The sequence below is a fragment of the Variovorax sp. P1_H12_2 genome (assembly GCF_056405335.1).
Map to the genome: position 1 here is coordinate 1 of NZ_JBFUCI010000024.1, position 17,175 is coordinate 17,175.

General features: G+C 69.4%; 16 protein-coding genes and 1 pseudogene. 8 read left to right on the forward strand and 9 right to left on the reverse strand.

Annotated elements, in window-relative coordinates; translation table 11 throughout:
* A pseudogene (locus AC1D2K_RS04655) lies at nucleotides 1-244 on the reverse strand (SPOR domain-containing protein); the annotation flags it as partial.
* Between the two features lie 14 nt (nucleotides 245-258).
* The gene (gene argS / locus AC1D2K_RS04660) at nucleotides 259-1,932 is read right to left on the reverse strand and encodes an arginine--tRNA ligase (protein ID WP_478086674.1); all 1,674 of its coding nucleotides are present in this window, start codon (nucleotides 1,930-1,932) and stop codon (nucleotides 259-261) included.
* A gap of 131 nt (nucleotides 1,933-2,063) precedes the next feature.
* On the opposite strand from argS, the gene AC1D2K_RS04665 reads away from it, so the two are divergent.
* Complete coding sequence (locus tag AC1D2K_RS04665) at nucleotides 2,064-2,327, forward strand: hypothetical protein (protein WP_478086675.1); 264 nt, start codon at nucleotides 2,064-2,066, stop codon at nucleotides 2,325-2,327.
* A gap of 125 nt (nucleotides 2,328-2,452) precedes the next feature.
* Here AC1D2K_RS04665 and AC1D2K_RS04670 read toward each other — a convergent pair whose 3' ends face one another.
* From AC1D2K_RS04670 to AC1D2K_RS04680, 3 genes are read right to left on the reverse strand one after another with little or no spacing between them, the layout of a single operon-like run.
* Nucleotides 2,453-4,489 (reverse strand): spermidine synthase, encoded by a 2,037-nt coding sequence (locus tag AC1D2K_RS04670; RefSeq protein WP_478086676.1) that lies wholly within the window; start codon nucleotides 4,487-4,489, stop codon nucleotides 2,453-2,455.
* Between the two features lie 4 nt (nucleotides 4,490-4,493).
* Complete coding sequence (locus AC1D2K_RS04675; RefSeq protein WP_478086678.1) at nucleotides 4,494-4,952, reverse strand: DUF2214 family protein; 459 nt, start codon at nucleotides 4,950-4,952, stop codon at nucleotides 4,494-4,496.
* Nucleotides 4,949-5,908 carry a LysR family transcriptional regulator gene (locus AC1D2K_RS04680; RefSeq protein WP_478086679.1) on the reverse strand — a complete coding sequence of 320 codons (960 nt, stop codon included), beginning with the start codon at nucleotides 5,906-5,908 and terminating at the stop codon, nucleotides 4,949-4,951. The genes AC1D2K_RS04675 and AC1D2K_RS04680 overlap by 4 nt, the downstream gene beginning before the upstream one ends.
* 192 nt (nucleotides 5,909-6,100) lie before the next feature.
* Here AC1D2K_RS04680 and AC1D2K_RS04685 point away from each other — a divergent pair, with 192 nt between their 5' ends.
* Nucleotides 6,101-6,454: a VOC family protein gene (locus AC1D2K_RS04685; protein ID WP_478086712.1), complete on the forward strand. Its 354-nt coding sequence runs from the start codon at nucleotides 6,101-6,103 to the stop codon at nucleotides 6,452-6,454.
* On the opposite strand, the gene AC1D2K_RS04690 is transcribed toward AC1D2K_RS04685, so the two are convergent.
* Both AC1D2K_RS04690 and AC1D2K_RS04695 read right to left on the reverse strand, forming a co-directional pair.
* A complete protein-coding gene (locus tag AC1D2K_RS04690) occupies nucleotides 6,451-7,644 on the reverse strand; it encodes a CaiB/BaiF CoA transferase family protein (RefSeq protein ID WP_478086680.1) in 1,194 nt (397 codons plus the stop codon). The two genes, AC1D2K_RS04685 and AC1D2K_RS04690, sit on opposite strands and share 4 nt — an antisense overlap.
* Nucleotides 7,637-8,578, reverse strand: coding sequence for a hydroxymethylglutaryl-CoA lyase (locus tag AC1D2K_RS04695; RefSeq protein ID WP_478086682.1), 942 nt, complete (start codon nucleotides 8,576-8,578; stop codon nucleotides 7,637-7,639). The genes AC1D2K_RS04690 and AC1D2K_RS04695 overlap by 8 nt, the downstream gene beginning before the upstream one ends.
* 107 nt (nucleotides 8,579-8,685) lie before the next feature.
* Here AC1D2K_RS04695 and AC1D2K_RS04700 point away from each other — a divergent pair, with 107 nt between their 5' ends.
* Entirely contained in the window at nucleotides 8,686-9,426 is a 741-nt protein-coding gene (locus AC1D2K_RS04700; RefSeq protein ID WP_478086683.1) for an IclR family transcriptional regulator, read from the forward strand.
* A gap of 171 nt (nucleotides 9,427-9,597) precedes the next feature.
* Entirely contained in the window at nucleotides 9,598-11,775 is a 2,178-nt protein-coding gene (locus AC1D2K_RS04705) for a malate synthase G (RefSeq protein WP_478086684.1), read from the forward strand.
* Nucleotide 11,776: 1 nt separating this feature from the next.
* Here the strand turns inward: AC1D2K_RS04705 and AC1D2K_RS04710 are convergent, their stop codons facing one another.
* Entirely contained in the window at nucleotides 11,777-12,466 is a 690-nt protein-coding gene (locus AC1D2K_RS04710; RefSeq protein ID WP_478086686.1) for a ProQ/FINO family protein, read from the reverse strand.
* Nucleotides 12,467-12,533: 67 nt separating this feature from the next.
* Nucleotides 12,534-13,466 (reverse strand): LysR substrate-binding domain-containing protein, encoded by a 933-nt coding sequence (locus AC1D2K_RS04715; RefSeq protein WP_478086688.1) that lies wholly within the window; start codon nucleotides 13,464-13,466, stop codon nucleotides 12,534-12,536.
* Nucleotides 13,467-13,548: 82 nt separating this feature from the next.
* Here AC1D2K_RS04715 and AC1D2K_RS04720 point away from each other — a divergent pair, with 82 nt between their 5' ends.
* From AC1D2K_RS04720 to AC1D2K_RS04735, 4 genes are all read left to right on the forward strand, one after another.
* The gene (locus AC1D2K_RS04720) at nucleotides 13,549-13,860 is read left to right on the forward strand and encodes a DUF2917 domain-containing protein (protein ID WP_478086690.1); all 312 of its coding nucleotides are present in this window, start codon (nucleotides 13,549-13,551) and stop codon (nucleotides 13,858-13,860) included.
* 127 nt (nucleotides 13,861-13,987) lie between these two features.
* A complete protein-coding gene (locus AC1D2K_RS04725) occupies nucleotides 13,988-15,166 on the forward strand; it encodes an acetyl-CoA C-acetyltransferase (protein ID WP_478086691.1) in 1,179 nt (392 codons plus the stop codon).
* A 1-nt stretch (nucleotide 15,167) separates the two neighbouring features.
* Nucleotides 15,168-15,962, forward strand: coding sequence for an enoyl-CoA hydratase-related protein (locus tag AC1D2K_RS04730; RefSeq protein ID WP_478086693.1), 795 nt, complete (start codon nucleotides 15,168-15,170; stop codon nucleotides 15,960-15,962).
* Between the two features lie 7 nt (nucleotides 15,963-15,969).
* Complete coding sequence (locus tag AC1D2K_RS04735; RefSeq protein WP_478086695.1) at nucleotides 15,970-17,133, forward strand: acyl-CoA dehydrogenase family protein; 1,164 nt, start codon at nucleotides 15,970-15,972, stop codon at nucleotides 17,131-17,133.
* Nucleotides 17,134-17,175 lie beyond the last annotated feature (42 nt).

Consider the following 17,175-nt stretch of genomic DNA (forward strand, 5'->3'; position numbering starts at 1 on the left):
GCCCCGCGGCCGCCGGCGCACGCGCCGCGGCACCGGCCTTGCCGGCCAGCGGCAGGTTCGGATCCCAGTCGCGGTTCTTGCGCGCCTCGGCCTCGTCCTGCTCGGCGCCGCCGCRCTGGGTCTTGGTCATGAACGGGATCGGCACCTTGGTCACGTAGACCGCGATGCCGAGCGCGATGCCGAGCCCCAGCACCAGGCCCACGATCAACCCGATGACGATGTTGCCGCTTTGTCGTTTTTTCATGGTGGAGGAGGGAATCACATCTTTTGCGGCGCGCTGACGCCCAGAACAGCGAGCCCATTGTGCAGCACCCGCGCGGTCGCCGCGACCAGCGCCAGGCGGGCCCGCTTGACCGGCTCGTCGTCGACCAGGATGCGCTCGGCGTCGTAGTAGCTGTGGTAGCTCGCGGCCAGTTCGCGCAGGTAGAAGGTGACGTCGTGGGGCGCGAAATCCCTGGCCGCGGCGGTCAGCATCTCGGGGTACTTGGCCAGTTGCAGCAGCAGCGCCTGCGAGGCCGGGCTTTGCAGCGCAGACAGGTCCACGCCGTCGAGCGTCGCGGCATCGCCGCCCCAGGCCGCCAGCACCGAGCAGATGCGCGCGTGGGCGTACTGCACGTAGTAGACCGGGTTGTCGTTGTTCTGCGCCAGCGCCAGGTCGATGTCGAAGGTGTATTCGGTGTCGGGCTTGCGGCTCAGCAGGAAGAAGCGCACCGCATCGGTGCTGGTCCATTCGATCAGGTCGCGCAGGGTGACGTAGCTGCCGGCGCGCTTGCTGATCTTCACCTCTTCGCCGCCGCGCACCACGCGCACCATGGTGTGCAGCACGTAGTCGGGGTAGCCAGCCGGGATCCCGACCCCGGCCGCCTGCAGCCCGGCGCGCACGCGCGCGATCGTGCCGTGGTGGTCGGTGCCCTGGATGTTGACCACCTTGTGGAAGCCACGCTCCCATTTGGCGATGTGATAGGCCACGTCGGGCACGAAGTAGGTGTAGGTGCCGTCGCCCTTCCTCATCACGCGGTCCTTGTCGTCGCCGTAGTCGGTCGACTTCAGCCACAGGGCGCCGTCCAGCTCGTAGGTCTTGCCGGCATCGACGAGCTTCTGCACCGTGGCCGCCACCCGGCCGCTGGTATAGAGGCTGGACTCGAGGTAGTAGTTGTCGAACCGGACCTGGAAGGCCTTCAGGTCGAGGTCCTGCTCATGGCGCAGGTAGGCGACCGCGAACTGGCGGATCGAGTCGAGGTCGTCGACGTCGCCGCTGGCCGTGTACTCGCGGTCGTCCGAACGCACGGTCTTGCGCGCCTTGAAGTCGGCCGCGATGTCGGCAATGTATTCGCCGTTGTAGGCCTGCTCGGGCCATTCGGGGTCGCCCGGCTTGAAGCCCTTGGCGCGCAGTTGGGTGCTGGTGGCCAGCGTCTGGATCTGCACGCCCGCGTCGTTGTAGTAGAACTCGCGCCAGACCTGGTCGCCCTGCGTCGCCAGCAGGTTGCAGATGGCGTCGCCGAGGGCGGCCTGGCGGCCGTGGCCGACGTGCAGCGGCCCGGTCGGGTTGGCCGAGACGAACTCGACCAGCACCCGCTCCTCGCGGGCTGGCTGCCGCCCGAAAGCGGCGCCGGCGGCGAGCACCTCGCGCACCACCTGCTGCCGGGCGACGGTCTTGAGGCGGATGTTCAGGAAGCCGGGGCCGGCGATCTCGACCGTCTCCACCCACTGGGCGAAGGCGGGCGTGGCCTGCAATGCGGCCGCGAGTTCTTCGGCGAGTTCGCGCGGCTTGCGCTGCAGCGGCTTGGCCAGTTGCATGGCGGCGGTGCTGGCGAGATCGCCATGGGCCGCCACCTTGGGCGACTCGAACGCGGCTTTGCCGCCGGCGCCGGGCGAGAGGGATTCGAGCGTGTTCGCGAGCGCCGCGAGCAGCTCCTGTTTGACCAATAGCATCGGCGAATTTTACCGGGGGCCCGAAAGCCGGCCGTAACAAGCGTCATCCAACGGTGAATGTCGGCCGTTAGGATGGGCAACCCCGGGGCGGGGAAAACCGTCACAACCCAACTCCCAAGGACTCCTCCATCATGAAAAAGCTCCTTTCCCTGCTGGCTCTGGGCGCCTCCCTCTCGTTCGGCGTCGCGCACGCATCCCCCTGCGACACCCAGGCGGCGGACAAGAAGCTGAATGGCGCGGCCAAGACCAGCTTCGTCAAGAAGTGCGAAAAGGACGCCGCGGCCGCAGCCGCGCCGACTTGCGCCGCGAAGGCGATCGACAAGAACGGCAAGGCACTGGCCGGGGCCGCCAAGACCAGCTTCATGAAGAAGTGCGAAGCGGACGCGAAGGGCTAGCTCGCCCCCAGGTTGCCCGGCACTTCGTGTCCGGGCGCCCACCCCCTGCCGGGGGCAACACCTGCGGCCTGGCAAAGCCAGTTCCGCGGTGTTTCACCAACGGGCGGGGCTCACGCCCGCCAGAATTACTTCAATACCCCAAAGAGGTTGTTGGCGTCGTCGGTCCAGGGCTCCAGGCCTGCGATCTGCTGAATGCTTGAGCTGGCCAGGCCAATGGCGCCCTCGGTCAGCCGGCCCGGCTCGCGGGCGACCAGCACCCAGTCGGTGTTGCGCAGCCCCTCGGCGCTGGGCTCGTCGTGCACCAGCGCCACGTGCAGGCCCTTGGCCAGCGCGATCTTCTCGACCACCGGCGCGAGCGCCAGGAAGCGGTTGGTGACGTGGAAGGCGACGATGCCGCCCGGCCGCATGTGCCTGAAATAGAGGTCCAGCGCCTGCGCCGTGATCAGGTGGACCGGCACGGAATCGCCCGAGAAGGCGTCGACCGCCAGCACGTCGAAGGCCTGCGGGCTCTCGCCTTCCAGCGCCAGCCGGGCATCGCCGAGCACCCGCTCGATGCGCGCCGGGCTGTCGGCGAGGAAGCTGAACTCGCTGTCGGCGAGTTCGAACACCTGCGGATTGATCTCGTAGATCCGGTAGGTGTCGCCGGGCCGGCCGTAGGTCGCCAGCGTGCCGGCGCCCAGCCCGATCAGCCCGACGCGGCGCGGCGTGGCCGGCGCCGCCGCGATCGCCAGGCCGACCCCCGAGCTCGGCCCGTAGTAGGCGGTCGGCTCGCGCCGGCGTGACGGCGCCAAATACTGCTCGCCGTGCTTGACGGAGCCGTGGAACATCTGGCGCACCTTGTCGCCGGCGACGCCGCGCTCGGCGTCGAGCGTGACCAGCGTGCCGTAGAAGTTGCGCTGCATGCGGCGCGCGCCGGTCGCATCGACCTCGACCTGCAGCGCCAGGAACCAGGCACAGGCCCCCGCCAGCGCCAGCGAGGCCGCCATGCCGATGCGCCGCCGGCGCCACAGCACGGCCGCGATGAGCGCGCACAGCACGAGGCCGACGCCCAGTTCGTAGTAGGCCGGCAGCACGTGCGGCGCCACCAGCCCGACGCTGATGCCGCCGAGCGCGCCGCCCAGCGACAGCATCAGGTAGAAGCGCGTCAGGTAGGCGCCACCGGGGCGCAGGCGCGCCATTTCGCCGTGCAGGAACATGCACAGCGCGAACAGGCCGACGATGTAGATCGGCAGCGCCGTGCGCAGGTCGGAGCCCAGGCTGTGCTGCAGCCCGAACGCGCACAGCGCCAGCATCGCAGCGGCCAGCGGGACGAACACCGGGCGGCGATACCAGCGGTCGCTCTCGAAGGTCAGGACGAAGGTCAGCAGGTAGACCGAGAGCGGCAGCACCCACAGGAAGGGAATGGCCGCCACGTTCTGCGTGATGTGGTTCGTGATGGCCAGCAGCAGCCAGGAGCCCAGGGCCGGCAGGGCCAGCCACATCAGATGGTCGGCGGTGCGCGGTCGATCAGCGGGCGTCGCGTCGACCTGCCGCGGCGCGACGGCAGGCGCCACGGCGCTCGCCCAGTGGCGCGACACGTAGAGCGTGGTGCCGGCGCACAGCAGCACGAAGACGCCGTAGGCCGCCGACCAACCCCAGGCCTGCTGCAACAGCGAGCTGCGCGGCTCGATCAGCACCGGATAGCTCAGCAGCGACACCAGCGAGGCCAGGTTCGAGAGCGAAAAATAGCGGTACACCTGCGCGCCCCACGGCGTGCGCGCCACCCAGGATTGCACCAGCGGCCCGGTGGTCGAGAGCAGGAAGTACGGCAGGCCGATGGTGCCGAGCAAGAGGCCCAGGATCCACAGCGTGGGGTCCTCGGCGCCGGTCGGCTTCCAGCGCGCGTGGGTCACGATCGGCAGGAAGGCGAGGCTCGCGAGCAACAGGCCGACATGCAGCCTGGCCTGTGCGCGGGCGCCGAGCCGGCGCGTGATCCAGTCGGAGTAGGCATAGCCCGCCAGCAGCACGACCTGGAAGAACACCATGCAGACCGACCAGACCGCCGCCGAGCCGCCGAACCACGGCAGGATCTGCTTGGCGATCAGCGGCTGGACCAGGAACAGCAAAAAGGCACTGGTGAAGATGGTGCCGGCGAACAGGGCCTTGACGTACGCCGGCTTCATCGGGCTAGCTCCTGGCGCCGAAGCCGCGGGCCAGGAACACGGCCGCCAGCGGGATCAGCGCGATCAGGTGGGCCTGGATCATCACCAGCTTGCGGGTCTTGCGGACCTCGGCCTCGGCCGGCAGCGCGCCGGTGGCGCGCAGCGCCTTGCGCCAGCGCAGGTAGCGCATCGTCGGAAAGATCGAGATCAGGCCGACGATGACGAAGAGCGTGAGCTTCAGGTGCAGCAGCGGGTTGGTCCAGTACCAGGCCGTGCCCTTCATGCCCCACCAGGTGCGCGCCACGCCGGTGGCGATGACCGCCACCGCGGCGATGCCGTAGATGCGGTCGACCTTGGCCAGGCGCTCGACCACGGCCGCGTTGAGCCACTCGACGCGGCACAGCGCGGCCTCGCTGGCGATGAACACCACCATCGTCAGGATGGCCAGCAGGTGCAGGTAGGCGAGGATGGCTTCGAGCGTCATCGGGGGGATTCCTTGGTTTTCTTGGGCGCTGCGATTGTGCTGCCCCAGAACTCCGGGCGCGCGTACTGCGCCTTCAGGAAGTCCAGCCACAGCCGCACCCGCAGGGCCAGGTGCTTGCGCTGCGGGAACACGGCGTAGATGCCGTTGGGCGGCGCGGCGAACTCGTCGAGCAGCGGCACCAGCAGGCCGGCGTCGATCTCGGCCTCGACCTCCCAGGTGCTGCGCCAGGCGATGCCATGGCCCGCCAGGCACCAGTCGTGCAGCACCTGGCCGTCGGAGCAGTCGAGCGGTCCGGTCGGCTTCAGGTGGATCACCTCGTGCTCGCCGCCGGCCGCCGGCACCCGGAAGGCCCAGCCGCGGGTCTGCGAGGCGTCGCTCGACAGGCTGAGGCAGGCGAAGCGCGCCAGTTCGCCCGGATGGCGCGGCGCACCGTGGCGGCGCACGAACTCGGGCGTGGCGACGCAGCGGCGCCGGTTGTCCGCCAGGCGCAGGCTCACCAGCGAGGAATCGGGCAGGTCGCCGACCCGCACCGCGCAATCGAAGCTCTCGCCCGCCATGTCGACCACGCGATCGCTGAGGTTGAGCGAGATCGTGACCTCGGGATGCAACTGGTGGAAGCGCGGCACCAGCGGCGCCACGTGGCGCCGGCCGAAGCCCGCCGGCGCGGTCACGCGCAGGTGGCCGCTGGCCTTGACGCCGCCCGCGCTCACACTGGCCTCGGCGTTCGCGAGTTCGACCAGCAGCCGCTGGCAGTCCTCCAGGAAGGCGCTGCCCTCGTGCGTGAGCGTGATGCGGCGCGTGGTGCGCAGCAGCAGCTTGACGCCCAGCCGCTCTTCCAGCGCGTCGATCCGGCGGCCGATGATCGCCGGCGCCACGCCCTCCGCCTTGGCCGCGGCCGTGAGGCTGCCGCGGGCGGCGATCGCGACAAAGGATTCGAGTTGCTTCAGGCGGTCCATCGCCGGCGATTATCACGAGCGCCGGCGAGAGAGCCGCGGCCGTGAGTGAAACAGCCTCATCTGCCGCGCCTGGACCTGACCGCGCGTACGCGTTCCTCCCCATGGCGCGCCGCTCCCAAAGCGCCTACAAGGCGGAGGAAGACTCCGGGAGCGCCTACCGTGAACCCACTCGCCGCCAGCAGCGTCACCTGCATGTTGCCCGTGAAGGATCTTGCCCGCGCACGCCGCTTCTACGAGCAGGTGCTCGGGCTGGAACCGCTCGGCGCCAAGCCGGACGGCAAGTTCATCTACCGCTGCGGCGGCACCGAGCTGGCCCTGTTCCCCAAGCCCGAGGGCACCAAGGCCGAGCACACGGCCCTGAGCTTTCGGGTCGAGCGCATCGGCGACGCGGTGGCCGCGCTGGAACAGCGCGGCGTGCGTTTCGCGGACTACGACCTCCCGGGGCTGAAAACCGTCGAGCATGTCTGCGTGCTGGGCTCCGAGAAGGCGGCCTGGTTCGAAGACCCCGAAGGCAACATCCTCTGCCTGCACGAAGAGCTGGCCTAGCCGGTCGTGATGTTGCCCGCCTTCAGCGCCGCGATCTGGGCGTCGCTGTAGCCCACTTCCTTGAGCAGCGCGCTCGTGTGCTCCCCGAGCAGCGGCGGCTGCAGGCGAATGCCGGGCCGCTCGCCGCCGAGCGTGAAGGGCATCAGCGGCACCTTCGATCGGCTGCCGTCGTTCATGCGGATCGGCGCCAGGCCGCCGGTGGCATTGAGGTGCGGGTCGTCGAACAGGTCCTGCGGCTTGGCGATGGGCGCGAACGGCAGTTCGTTCTGCTCGAACACGGCGCTGAGTTCGGCCGCGCTGCGGCCGGCGAGGTGCGAGCGCAGCACGGGCATCATCCATTCGCGCGCGAGCACCCGGTCGTTGTTGGTCTTCAGGCGCGGATCGGCCAGCATCTCCTCGAGCCCGAAGGCCTTGCAGAAGATGGCCCACTGCTTGTCGCTGACCACCGCGAGGAAGATCTGCTCGCCCTCCTTCACGGTGAAGACGTCGTAGATGCCCCAGGCCGAGATCCGGCTCGGCATCGGGTCGGCGGCGCGGCCCGTGGCGGCGAACTGCATCATGTGCTGCGCGACCAGGAAGATATTGTTCTCGAACAGGGCCGACTGCACCTCGCAGCCCTTGCCCGTGAGTTCGCGCTGGCGCAGCGCCGCCATCGCGCCGATGGCGCCGAACATGCCGCCCATGATGTCGTTGACGCTGGTGCCGGCGCGCAGCGGATCGCCCGAGCGGCCGGTCATGTAGGCCAGGCCGCCCATCATCTGCACCACCTCGTCGAGCGCGGTGCGATGGTCGTAGGGGCCGGGCAGGAAGCCCTTGTGGCTGACGTAGATCAGCCGCGGATCGAGCCGGCTCAGGCGGTCGTGGTCGAGGCCCAGCTTCTTCATCGTGCCGGGCTTGAAGTTCTCGCTCACGATGTCGGCGGTCGCGATCAGGCGCAGCGCCGCCTCGAGGCCTTCGGGCTTCTTGAGGTCGAGCGCGATGCTCTTCTTGTTGCGGTTGAAGGTCGGGAAGAAGCCGGCCCCCGAGCCCAGCAGGCGGCGCGTGTTGTCGCCCTCGATCGGCTCGACCTTGATCACCTCGGCGCCGAGATCGCCCAGCAGCATGCCGCAGGTCGGGCCCATCACCATGTGGGTGAATTCGACGACGCGGACGCCCGCGTACGGCAGCGGAGGTGAGGTGGATTCAGACATGTGCGGTTCCCTGGTTTCGCTGGTTGAAGCCCTTGGGCAGGCCGGCTTCGGGCGTCATGCCGTAGACCGGTTCGCCCGGCAGGCCGGCGATGAGCGGCGCACGGGCCGCGATGAGTCTGGCGAGATCGATGCCGGTCGCGACGCCCATGGCCTCGAACATGAAGACCAGGTCCTCGGTCACGACGTTGCCCGAGGCGCCGGGGGCATAGGGGCAGCCGCCCAGGCCGCCGAGCGAGGCGTCGAAGGTGCGCACGCCCTCTTCGAAGGCGGCCAGGCAGTTCGCGAGGCCGAGCCCGCGCGTGTTGTGCATGTGGGCCGCGCCGGCCTTGTCGCCGATCTCGGCGCGCAGCCGCCTGAAGAGGCGGCGCACCTGGGCCGGGTTCGCATAGCCCACGGTGTCGGACAGTCCCGACTCGTCGGCGCCGGCCGCGATGCACTGCGCGGCCAGCCGGATCACGTCGTCCTCGGGCACCTCGCCCTGCAGCGTGCAGCCGAAGGCGGTCGAGATGCCGGCTTCGAGCCTGACCTGCGGCGCGAGTGCGCGGCGCAGATCGGCGATGGCGCGGACCTCGTCGACCATCTGCTCGCGCGTCTTCCTCACGTTGGCGAGCGAATGGGCCGCGCTGGCGGACACCGGCACCGTGAGCTTGTGGACACCCGCCGCGAGCGCGGCTTCGGCGCCCCTGCGGTTCGGCACCAGCGCCATCACGGTCAGGCCGGGCAGCGTGATCGCATGGCGCACCACCTCGGCGGCGTCGGCCATCTGCGGCAGCAGCCGGGCCGGCACGAAGGAGGCGACCTCGATCTCCCTGACGCCGGCCGCATGGAGGGCATCGATCCAGCGCAGCTTGTCCGCCGTGGGCATCGTCGCCTTGACGGATTGCAGGCCGTCGCGCGGGCCGACCTCGCTGATGAGCACATCAGGGGCTGTCATCGCTCCTGCCTCCTTTTTTCGAATGAGCTTGACTGTTCTATCTTGCAGAACTATATTCCGACAAACAGAATTAGACCGGTGAGCGCGCAGCCTGTCAAGCCACGCCCATGCCACGCAAATCCCACACCGAATCGGTCTCCGACCTGAACGCCGCGCCCGGCGGCGCCGCGGCGGTGGATCGCGCGCTGAGCCTGCTGTCGGCCTTCCAGGCCGGCGATGATGCGCTCACGCTGGCGCAGTTCGCCGAGCGCACGCAGCTCTACAAGAGCACGGTGCTGCGCCTGCTGGCCTCGCTGGAGCACGCGCGGCTGATCCGCCGGCAGGACGACGGCCGCTACGCCCTCGGCGCCGAAGTGGCGCGCCTGCACGCCCTGTATGCCGCCTCGTTCTCGCTCGACGGCATCGTGCCGCCGGTGCTGCGCGACCTGGTCGCCGCCACCGGCGAAAGCGCGGCCTACCACGTGCGCCAGCCGCAGGGCGAGGGCTGGACCCGCCTGTGCCTGTACCGGGTGGACTCGCCGCACGTGGTGCGCGACCACGTGCGCGCCGGCGACCTGCTGCCGGCCGACCGCGGCGCCGGCGCCCGCATCCTGATCGCCTTCGGCCCCGAGGCCGAAAGACCGCGCGGCGCTCGCGATCGCGCGTTTTACGAGACCATCCGCGAACAGGGCTACTGTGCGCTGGTCGGCGACCGCACGGCCGAGCTGGCCGGCATCTCGGCGCCGGTGTTCCGGGCCGATGGCCGCCTGGCGGCCGCGGTCACGCTGACCATGCCGGCCCATCGCTACGACCCGCAGCACATCGAGCCGGTCCGGGCCGCTGCGCGAAGGCTCAACGGCCAAGTCTGAGCGCGAGGCGCCGCGGGCACTTTTCCTGCATCACGGCGTACCCTTGGACAGGCCGCCCGACGGCGGGATTACCTCCATTTTTGTCATTGATAAAACCCGATTTCGGCTCTTACTGGCCAGTCAGGTATCGAATACAGTCCCCGGGACGCATCTATCAAGGAGAACTGACTCATGACCGCCCGCACCCCTGCCCACGGCCTCCAGGTCGCCACCGAACTGCACCAGTTCATCGAGCAGAAGGTCCTGCCCGCCACCGGCGTCGCCAGCGATGTCTTCTGGAAGGGCTTCGACGCCATCGTCAGCGAGTTCGCACCGAAGAACCTGGCGCTGCTGGCCGAACGCGACCGGCTGCAGCTTGAAATGGACAGCTGGCACAAGGCACACCCGGGCCCGATCGCCGACATGCCGGCCTACCGCGCCTTTCTCGAATCGATCGGCTACCTGCTGCCGCAGCCGAAGGACGTCAAGACCACCACCGCCAACGTCGACGCCGAACTCGCCCTGCAGGCGGGCCCGCAGCTGGTGGTGCCGATCCTCAACGCACGCTATGCGCTCAATGCCGCGAACGCGCGCTGGGGCTCGCTCTACGACGCGCTCTACGGCACCGACGCGATCCCCGAGACCGGCGGCGCCGAGAAGGGCAAGGGCTACAACCCGGCGCGCGGCGCCAAGGTGATCGAGTTCGCACGCAACGTGCTCGACCAGGCCGCGCCGCTGGAGAACGGCTCGCACAAGCACGCGACCGGCTACAAGGTCGAGGGTGGCAAGCTGGTGGTGGCGCTGCAGAGCAGCAGCACCGGCCTGGCGGACCCGGCCCAATTCATCGGCTACCAGGGTGACGCGGCGGCGCCGAAGTCGGTGCTGCTGAAGCACAACGGCATCCACCTCGACATCCAGATCGACCGCTCGACCGCCATCGGCAAGACCGACCCGGCCGGCATCAGCGACGTCGTGCTCGAGGCCGCGCTCTCGACCATCCTCGATCTCGAGGACTCGGTGGCCGTGGTGGACGCCGCCGACAAGGTGCTGGCCTACTCCAACTGGCTCGGCATCCTGAAGGGCGACCTGACCGAGGAAGTCGCCAAGGGCGGCAAGACCTTCACGCGCGGCCTCAACCCCGACCGCGAATACACCGGCGCCGATGGCCAGCCCGTGAAGCTGCACGGCCGTTCGCTGATGTTCGTGCGCAACGTCGGCCACCTGATGACCAATCCGGCCATCCTCTACGCSGGCGGCAAGGAGATCCCCGAAGGCATCATGGACGCGGTCATCACGACCACCATCGCGACCATCGACCTGAAGCGCAAGGGCAACTCGCGCACCGGCAGCGTCTACATCGTGAAGCCGAAGATGCACGGCCCGGCCGAAGTCGCCTTCGCCAGCGCGCTGTTCGCGAGCGTCGAGCAGCTGCTCGGCCTGCCCGCCAACACGGTCAAGCTCGGCATCATGGACGAGGAGCGCCGCACCAGCCTCAACCTCAAGGCCTGCATCGCCGAGGCCGCCGCGCGCGTGGCCTTCATCAACACCGGCTTCCTCGACCGCACCGGCGACGAGATGCACACCGCCATGCAGGCCGGCGCGATGCTGCGCAAGGGCGACATGAAGACCACGCCGTGGATCCAGGCCTACGAGAAGAACAACGTGCTGGTCGGCCTGTCATGCGGCCTGCGCGGCAAGGCGCAGATCGGCAAGGGCATGTGGGCCATGCCGGACCTGATGGCCGCGATGCTCGAACAGAAGATCGCGCACCCCAAGGCCGGCGCCAACACCGCCTGGGTGCCCTCGCCGACCGCCGCGACGCTGCACGCGCTGCACTACCACCAGGTCAACGTCGCCGAGGTGCAGCAGCAGCTCGAGAAGATCGATGCCAACGCCGAGCGCGACAACCTCCTCGCCGGCCTGCTGCAGGTGCCGGTGGCGCCCAAGGCGGACTGGACCGCGGCCGAGCGCCAGCAGGAGCTCGACAACAACGTGCAGGGCATCCTGGGCTACGTGGTGCGCTGGATCGACCAGGGCGTGGGCTGCTCCAAGGTGCCGGACATCCACAACATCGGCCTGATGGAAGACCGCGCCACGCTGCGCATCTCGAGCCAGCACATCGCCAACTGGCTGCTGCACGGCGTGGTGAGCAAGGAACAGGTCAACGCCACCTTCGAGCGCATGGCCGCGGTGGTCGACCAGCAGAACGCCGGCGACCCGCTGTACCGGAACATGGCCGGCAACTTCGCAACCTCGGCTGCCTACAAGGCGGCGCAGGACCTGGTGTTCAAGGGGCTCGAGCAGCCCAGCGGCTACACCGAGCCGCTGCTGCACGCCTGGCGGCTGAAGGTGAAGGCCGGCGCGGCCTGAACTAGCTTCGCGCGCGTTCGAGGGTCCGGCCGACTTCGGCCGGATCCATCCCATACATCTCCGCGAACTCCGCCACGCTGCGCCCGCTGGCCTCGAAGGCCCGCAGCAGCGCCTCGCGCTTGGCGGTGCGCGCGCCGACCTCGGCGAAGGCTTCGTCGAGCACCGCGTTGGTCAGTTCGTCCTGCGTCCGCACGGCCAGTACGTAGTCCTCGCGCGAGAGGCCCGAGGCCTCGATCGCCTCGACCAGGCGGACGCGCAGCTTCGGCCGCAGGTCTTCCTCGGTGCGCGCCTGGCGGCGCTTGAACACTTCCAGGATCGCGTGGTGCACATGCTCGGGCGCCACGTCCTCGACCGKCACGCCGTGCAGGTCATGGCGCTTCTCGCCGGCGGCCACGGCATCGAGGTAGCGGGTCGAGCGCGCATGCTGGCCCAGGGCGATCTTGAGATCTTCCTTCTTGAATTCGTCGGGATGCAGCGCCAGCAGTTCCTGGTAGACGCCCAGCTTGAGCGGCAGGAAGCGGGCGCCGAACATCTTCGGATAGAGCTCGAACAGCTTTTCGAGCACGGGGTTGGGCTTGCGGGCCGGGCGCTGCGGCGCCTTCTGCCTGGCGTTCTGCTTGGCGTTCTGCCGCTCGCGGCCGCCCTGTTTGGCGGCTTTGGGAGCGGGTGCGGTGTCGGTCGTCGAATTCATCGAAATTTCTTGTCTGCGGAATCGGTGCCCCATCGGGCCTTGCGTGCCCCGACTTTAATGCCCCCGCTCAGCCCTGTTGCGCCGCCTCGGCTTCGGCCCGCAGCCAGCGCACGAAATCCTGGGCATCGGCGTTGCCGGCCGCCCGGCGCGAGGTCTCGATGAAATAGCCGCGCCGCGATGCCGCGCCTTCTCCGAAAGGCGCCACCAGCTGCCCGGTCTGCACCAGTTCGCGCAGCAGCGGCAGCCGGCCGATGACCACGCCCTGGCCCGCCACCGCGGCCGCCACCGCGTCGGCGTATTGCGTGAAACGCAGCGTGTTCTTCATGCGCAAATCGGCGAGGCCCATCACCTCGAGCCAGGGCTCCCAGTCGGCGGTGGGCGACTCGGCGTGGTTCGGCAGGTCGACCGTCAGCAGGGTCTGGTTCGGCAGGTCGCCGGGCGACGCCAGGGCGGCGGCGATGCGCGGCGCGCACAGCGGCATCACCGACTCCTCGAACAGGGTCGGGCCGGTGCCCCGGGCGATCGGCACGAAGCGCACCGCGACGTCGATCCGGCTGCGCTCGAGGTCCTGCACCTCGAGCGTGGCCGACACGCGCACATCGACCTTCGGATGGTCGGCGGTGAACCGCGCCAGCCGCGGGATCAGCCACAGCGAGGCGAAGCCCGGCGTGGTGGTGATCGCGACCTGGCGCAGCGCCGGCGCGGCACGCACGCGCGCCGTGGCGTCCCGCAGCCGCTCCAGGCTCTCGACCACGGCGCGCTGCAGCACGCGGCCGGCCTCGGTCAGCGCCAGCGCGCGATGGCGGCGCTCGAACAGGAGGACRCCGAGGCTGGCCTCGAGTTGCTGGATCTGCCGGCTCACGGCCGACTGCGTGAGGAACACCTCGGCCGCCGCCTGCGTGAAGCTCAGCGTTCGGGCGGCCGCCTCGAAGCTGCGCAGCAACTCCAGCGGCGGCAGTCCGGCGTCGGTAGAAAGGGCTTTCGCATTCTCTGCATGCATGCAACGAGTTCCAAATTACCGTATGACAAGCACGGCAGCGCTCACTATATTCATTCGTAAGACGAATGCAAAGGAGCCCATCATGACCCCCCGCACCCAACGCCTCAGTCTCAGCCTGCCCAAGAAGGCCGTCTTCACCCTGCCCGACGCCCACGAGGTCGATATCGAATGCACCAGCGGCGCCGTCTGGATCACGCTCGACCACGACCGGCGCGACATCGTGCTCGAACCGGGCGAGCGCTTCCGCAGCGATTCGCACCGCCGGGCGCTGGTGGCGGCGCTGGAGCCGTCCTGCCTGCGCTTCAGCGCCGCCAAGCTCTCGGTCGCGGCCACGCCGGCACCGGCGGCACGGTCGCCTTGGCGACTGTGGCCCCACGGGATGTCCCCGGCTTGACCCGAACGCCCGGGCGTTGAACCATCGACGCTCGTGGCCAGGGAAGACGCCCGTCCGCCGCCGCCGTTCGATCGGCGTGCGGCGCCGTCCGCTCCGGGCCCCCCATTTCTCGGAGGAAGGACACACCATGGCAGAGGCATTCATCGTGGCCACCGCGCGCACCGCGGGCGGCCGTCGCGGCGGCAGGCTTTCGGGTTGGCACCCGGTCGACCTGGCCGCCCAGGTCATCGACGCGCTGGTGGCGCGCAGCGGCATCGACCCGGCGGCGGTGGAGGACGTGATCCTCGGCTGCGTGAGCCAGGTCGGCGAGCAGGCGACCAACGTGGCGCGCAACGCGGTGCTGGCCTCGAAGCTGCCCGAGTCGGTGCYGGGCACCTCGATCGACCGCCAGTGCGGCTCGTCGCAGCAGGCGCTGCACTTCGCGGCCCAGGCCGTGATGTCGGGCAGCATGGATGCGGTGATCGCGGCCGGCGTCGAGAGCATGACGCGGGTGCCGATGTTCACGCCCAACGCACTGCCGGCCAAGGCCGGCCTCGGCACCTACATGAGCCCCGCGATGCAGCGGCGCTACCCGGGCGTGGAGTTCAGCCAGTTCACCGGGGCCGAGATGATCGCCAAGAACTACGGCCTCACGAAGGACATGCTCGACCGCTACGCCTTCGAGAGTCACCGGCGCGCGATCGCCGCCAGCCGCGAGCATGCCTTCGCCGGCGAGATCGTTCCGATCGAGGTGCGCCTGGCCGACGGCTCGGCCAGCGGCGAGATGCACACGGTCGACGAAGGCATCCGCTTCGACGCCACGCTCGAAGGCATCGCCGGCGTCAAGCTGATCGCCGAGGGCGGCCGCTGCACCGCGGCCACCGCGAGCCAGATCTGCGACGGCGCCAGCGGCGTGCTGGTGGTCAACGAGCGCGGCCTGAAGGCGCTGGGCGTGAAGCCGCTCGCGCGCATCCACCACATGAGCGTCATGGGCCACGACCCGGTGATCATGCTGGAGGCGCCGATCCCCGCCACCGCGCGGGCGCTTTCGAAGGCCGGCCTGAAGATCGAGGACATCGACCTCTACGAGGTCAACGAGGCCTTCGCGCCGGTGCCGCTGGCCTGGCTGCAGAAGCTCGGCGCCGACCCGGCGAAGCTCAACGTGAACGGCGGCGCAATTGCGCTGGGCCATCCGCTCGGCGCCTCGGGCACCAAGCTGATGACCACGCTGGTCCATGCGCTCGGGCAGCGCGGCAAGCGCTACGGCCTGCAGACCATGTGCGAAGGCGGCGGCATGGCCAACGTCACCATCGTGGAGCGCCTGTGACATGAGCGCCGTGCTCTACGAAGTCAACGAAGGCATCGCGACGCTCACGCTCAATCTGCCGTCCAAGCTCAACCCGATCGCGCTCGACCTGCAGCAGGAACTGCGCGAGTGCTTCGCGCGCGTGCGCGGCGACAGCCAGGTGCGCGCCGTGCTGCTCACCGGCGCCGGCAAGGCCTTCTGCGTCGGCGCCGACCTGAGCGCGATGCGCGAGCCCGAAGCCGGAAAGACGCTGGGCGACCAGACGGCCGACTGGATGCAGTCGACGAGCAATCCGCTGATCGAGGAACTGCGCACGCTGCCGGTGCCGGTCGTCTGCGCGGTCAACGGCCCGGCCGCCGGTGCGGGCGTCGGCCTGGCACTGGCCTGCGACATCGTGCTGGCGGCGCGCAGCGCGTATTTCTACCTGCCCTTCCTGCCCAAGCTCGGGATCGTGCCCGACCTCGGCTGCACCTGGTTCATCCCGCGCCGGATCGGCCCGGCGCGCGCGCTGGGCATGGCGCTGCTCGACGAGAAGCTCGGCGCCGAGACCGCCGCGCAATGGGGCCTGATCTGGGCCGCGGTCGACGACGACCTGCTGCTGCTCGATGCCTTGAAGATCGCGCAGCGCCTGGCGCGCCTGCCGGCGCATGCGGTGCTCGAGGCGCGCCGCGCCATCGAGCGGTCGGAGCGCCACACGCTGCCCGAGCAACTGCACTACGAGAGCGAGCGCCAGCGCCAGCTGATCGAGCAGCCGAGCYTCGCCGAGGGCGTGACCGCCTTCCTGCAGAAGCGCCCGCCGGTCTTTCCGAAACGGTGAACAGGCCATGATCGAACGCACCCTCTTCGGCCCCGACCACGAGGCCTTCCGCGATTCCTTCCGCCGCTTCCTCGACAAGGAGATCGCGCCCTTCCACGAGGCCTGGGAGGAGCAGGGCTACGTCGACCGGACGGTCTGGAACAAGGCCGGCGAGAACGGCTTCCTGTGCATGTCGCTGCCGGAAGAACACGGCGGCTCGGGTGCCGACCTGCTCTATTCGGTGATCCAGTTCGAGGAGCTCTGGGCCCGCGGCTTCACGGGCATCGGCTTCGGGCTGCACAGCGAGATCGTGGCGCCCTACATCCTTCGCTACGGCACCGAGGAACAGAAGCGGCACTACCTGCCCAGGCTCGCCAGCGGCGAGATGATCGGCGCCATCGCGATGAGCGAGCCGGCCGCCGGCAGCGACCTGCAGGCAGTGCGCAGCACCGCGCTGAAGCAGGCCGACGGCAGCTACCTGCTGAACGGCAGCAAGACCTTCATCACCAACGGCTGGCACGCCGACCTGGTGATCGTGGTCGCCAAGACCGATCCGGCGGGCGGCGCCAAGGGCACCAGCCTGTTCCTGGTGGAGCGCGGCACGCCCGGCTTCGAGAAGGGCAAGCGGCTGAAGAAGCTGGGCCTGAAGGCGCAGGACACTTCCGAGCTGTTCTTCGACGGCGTGCGGCTGCCGGCCGAGGCGCTGCTCGGCGGCGCGGCGCAGGAGAACCGAGGCTTCGTCTGCCTGATGGAGCAGCTGCCCTGGGAACGGCTGCAGATCGCGATCAGCGCGGTGGCCGCCTCGCAGTCGGCCATCGACCAGACCGTGGCCTACGTGAAGGAACGCAAGGTGTTCGGCCAGCCCGTCGGGGCCTACCAGAACACCCGCTACACGCTGGCCGAACTGCAGACCGAGGTGCAGGTGGCGCAGGTCTTCGTCGACAAGTGCATCGAGCTGCTGATGGTCGAGAAGCTCGACACCGCGACCGCCAGCATGGCCAAGTACTGGACCAGCGACCTGCAGTGCAAGGTGATGGACGAATGCGTGCAGCTGCACGGCGGCTACGGCTTCATGTGGGAGTACCCGATCACGCGGGCCTACGCCGATGCCCGGGTGCAGCGCATCTACGGCGGCACCAACGAGATCATGAAAGAGGTGATCACCCGCGCGATGGGGCTGCMCGGGCGCTGAACGCCGCCACTGGCATGCGCGGGGAGGCTGCAGGACAATGCG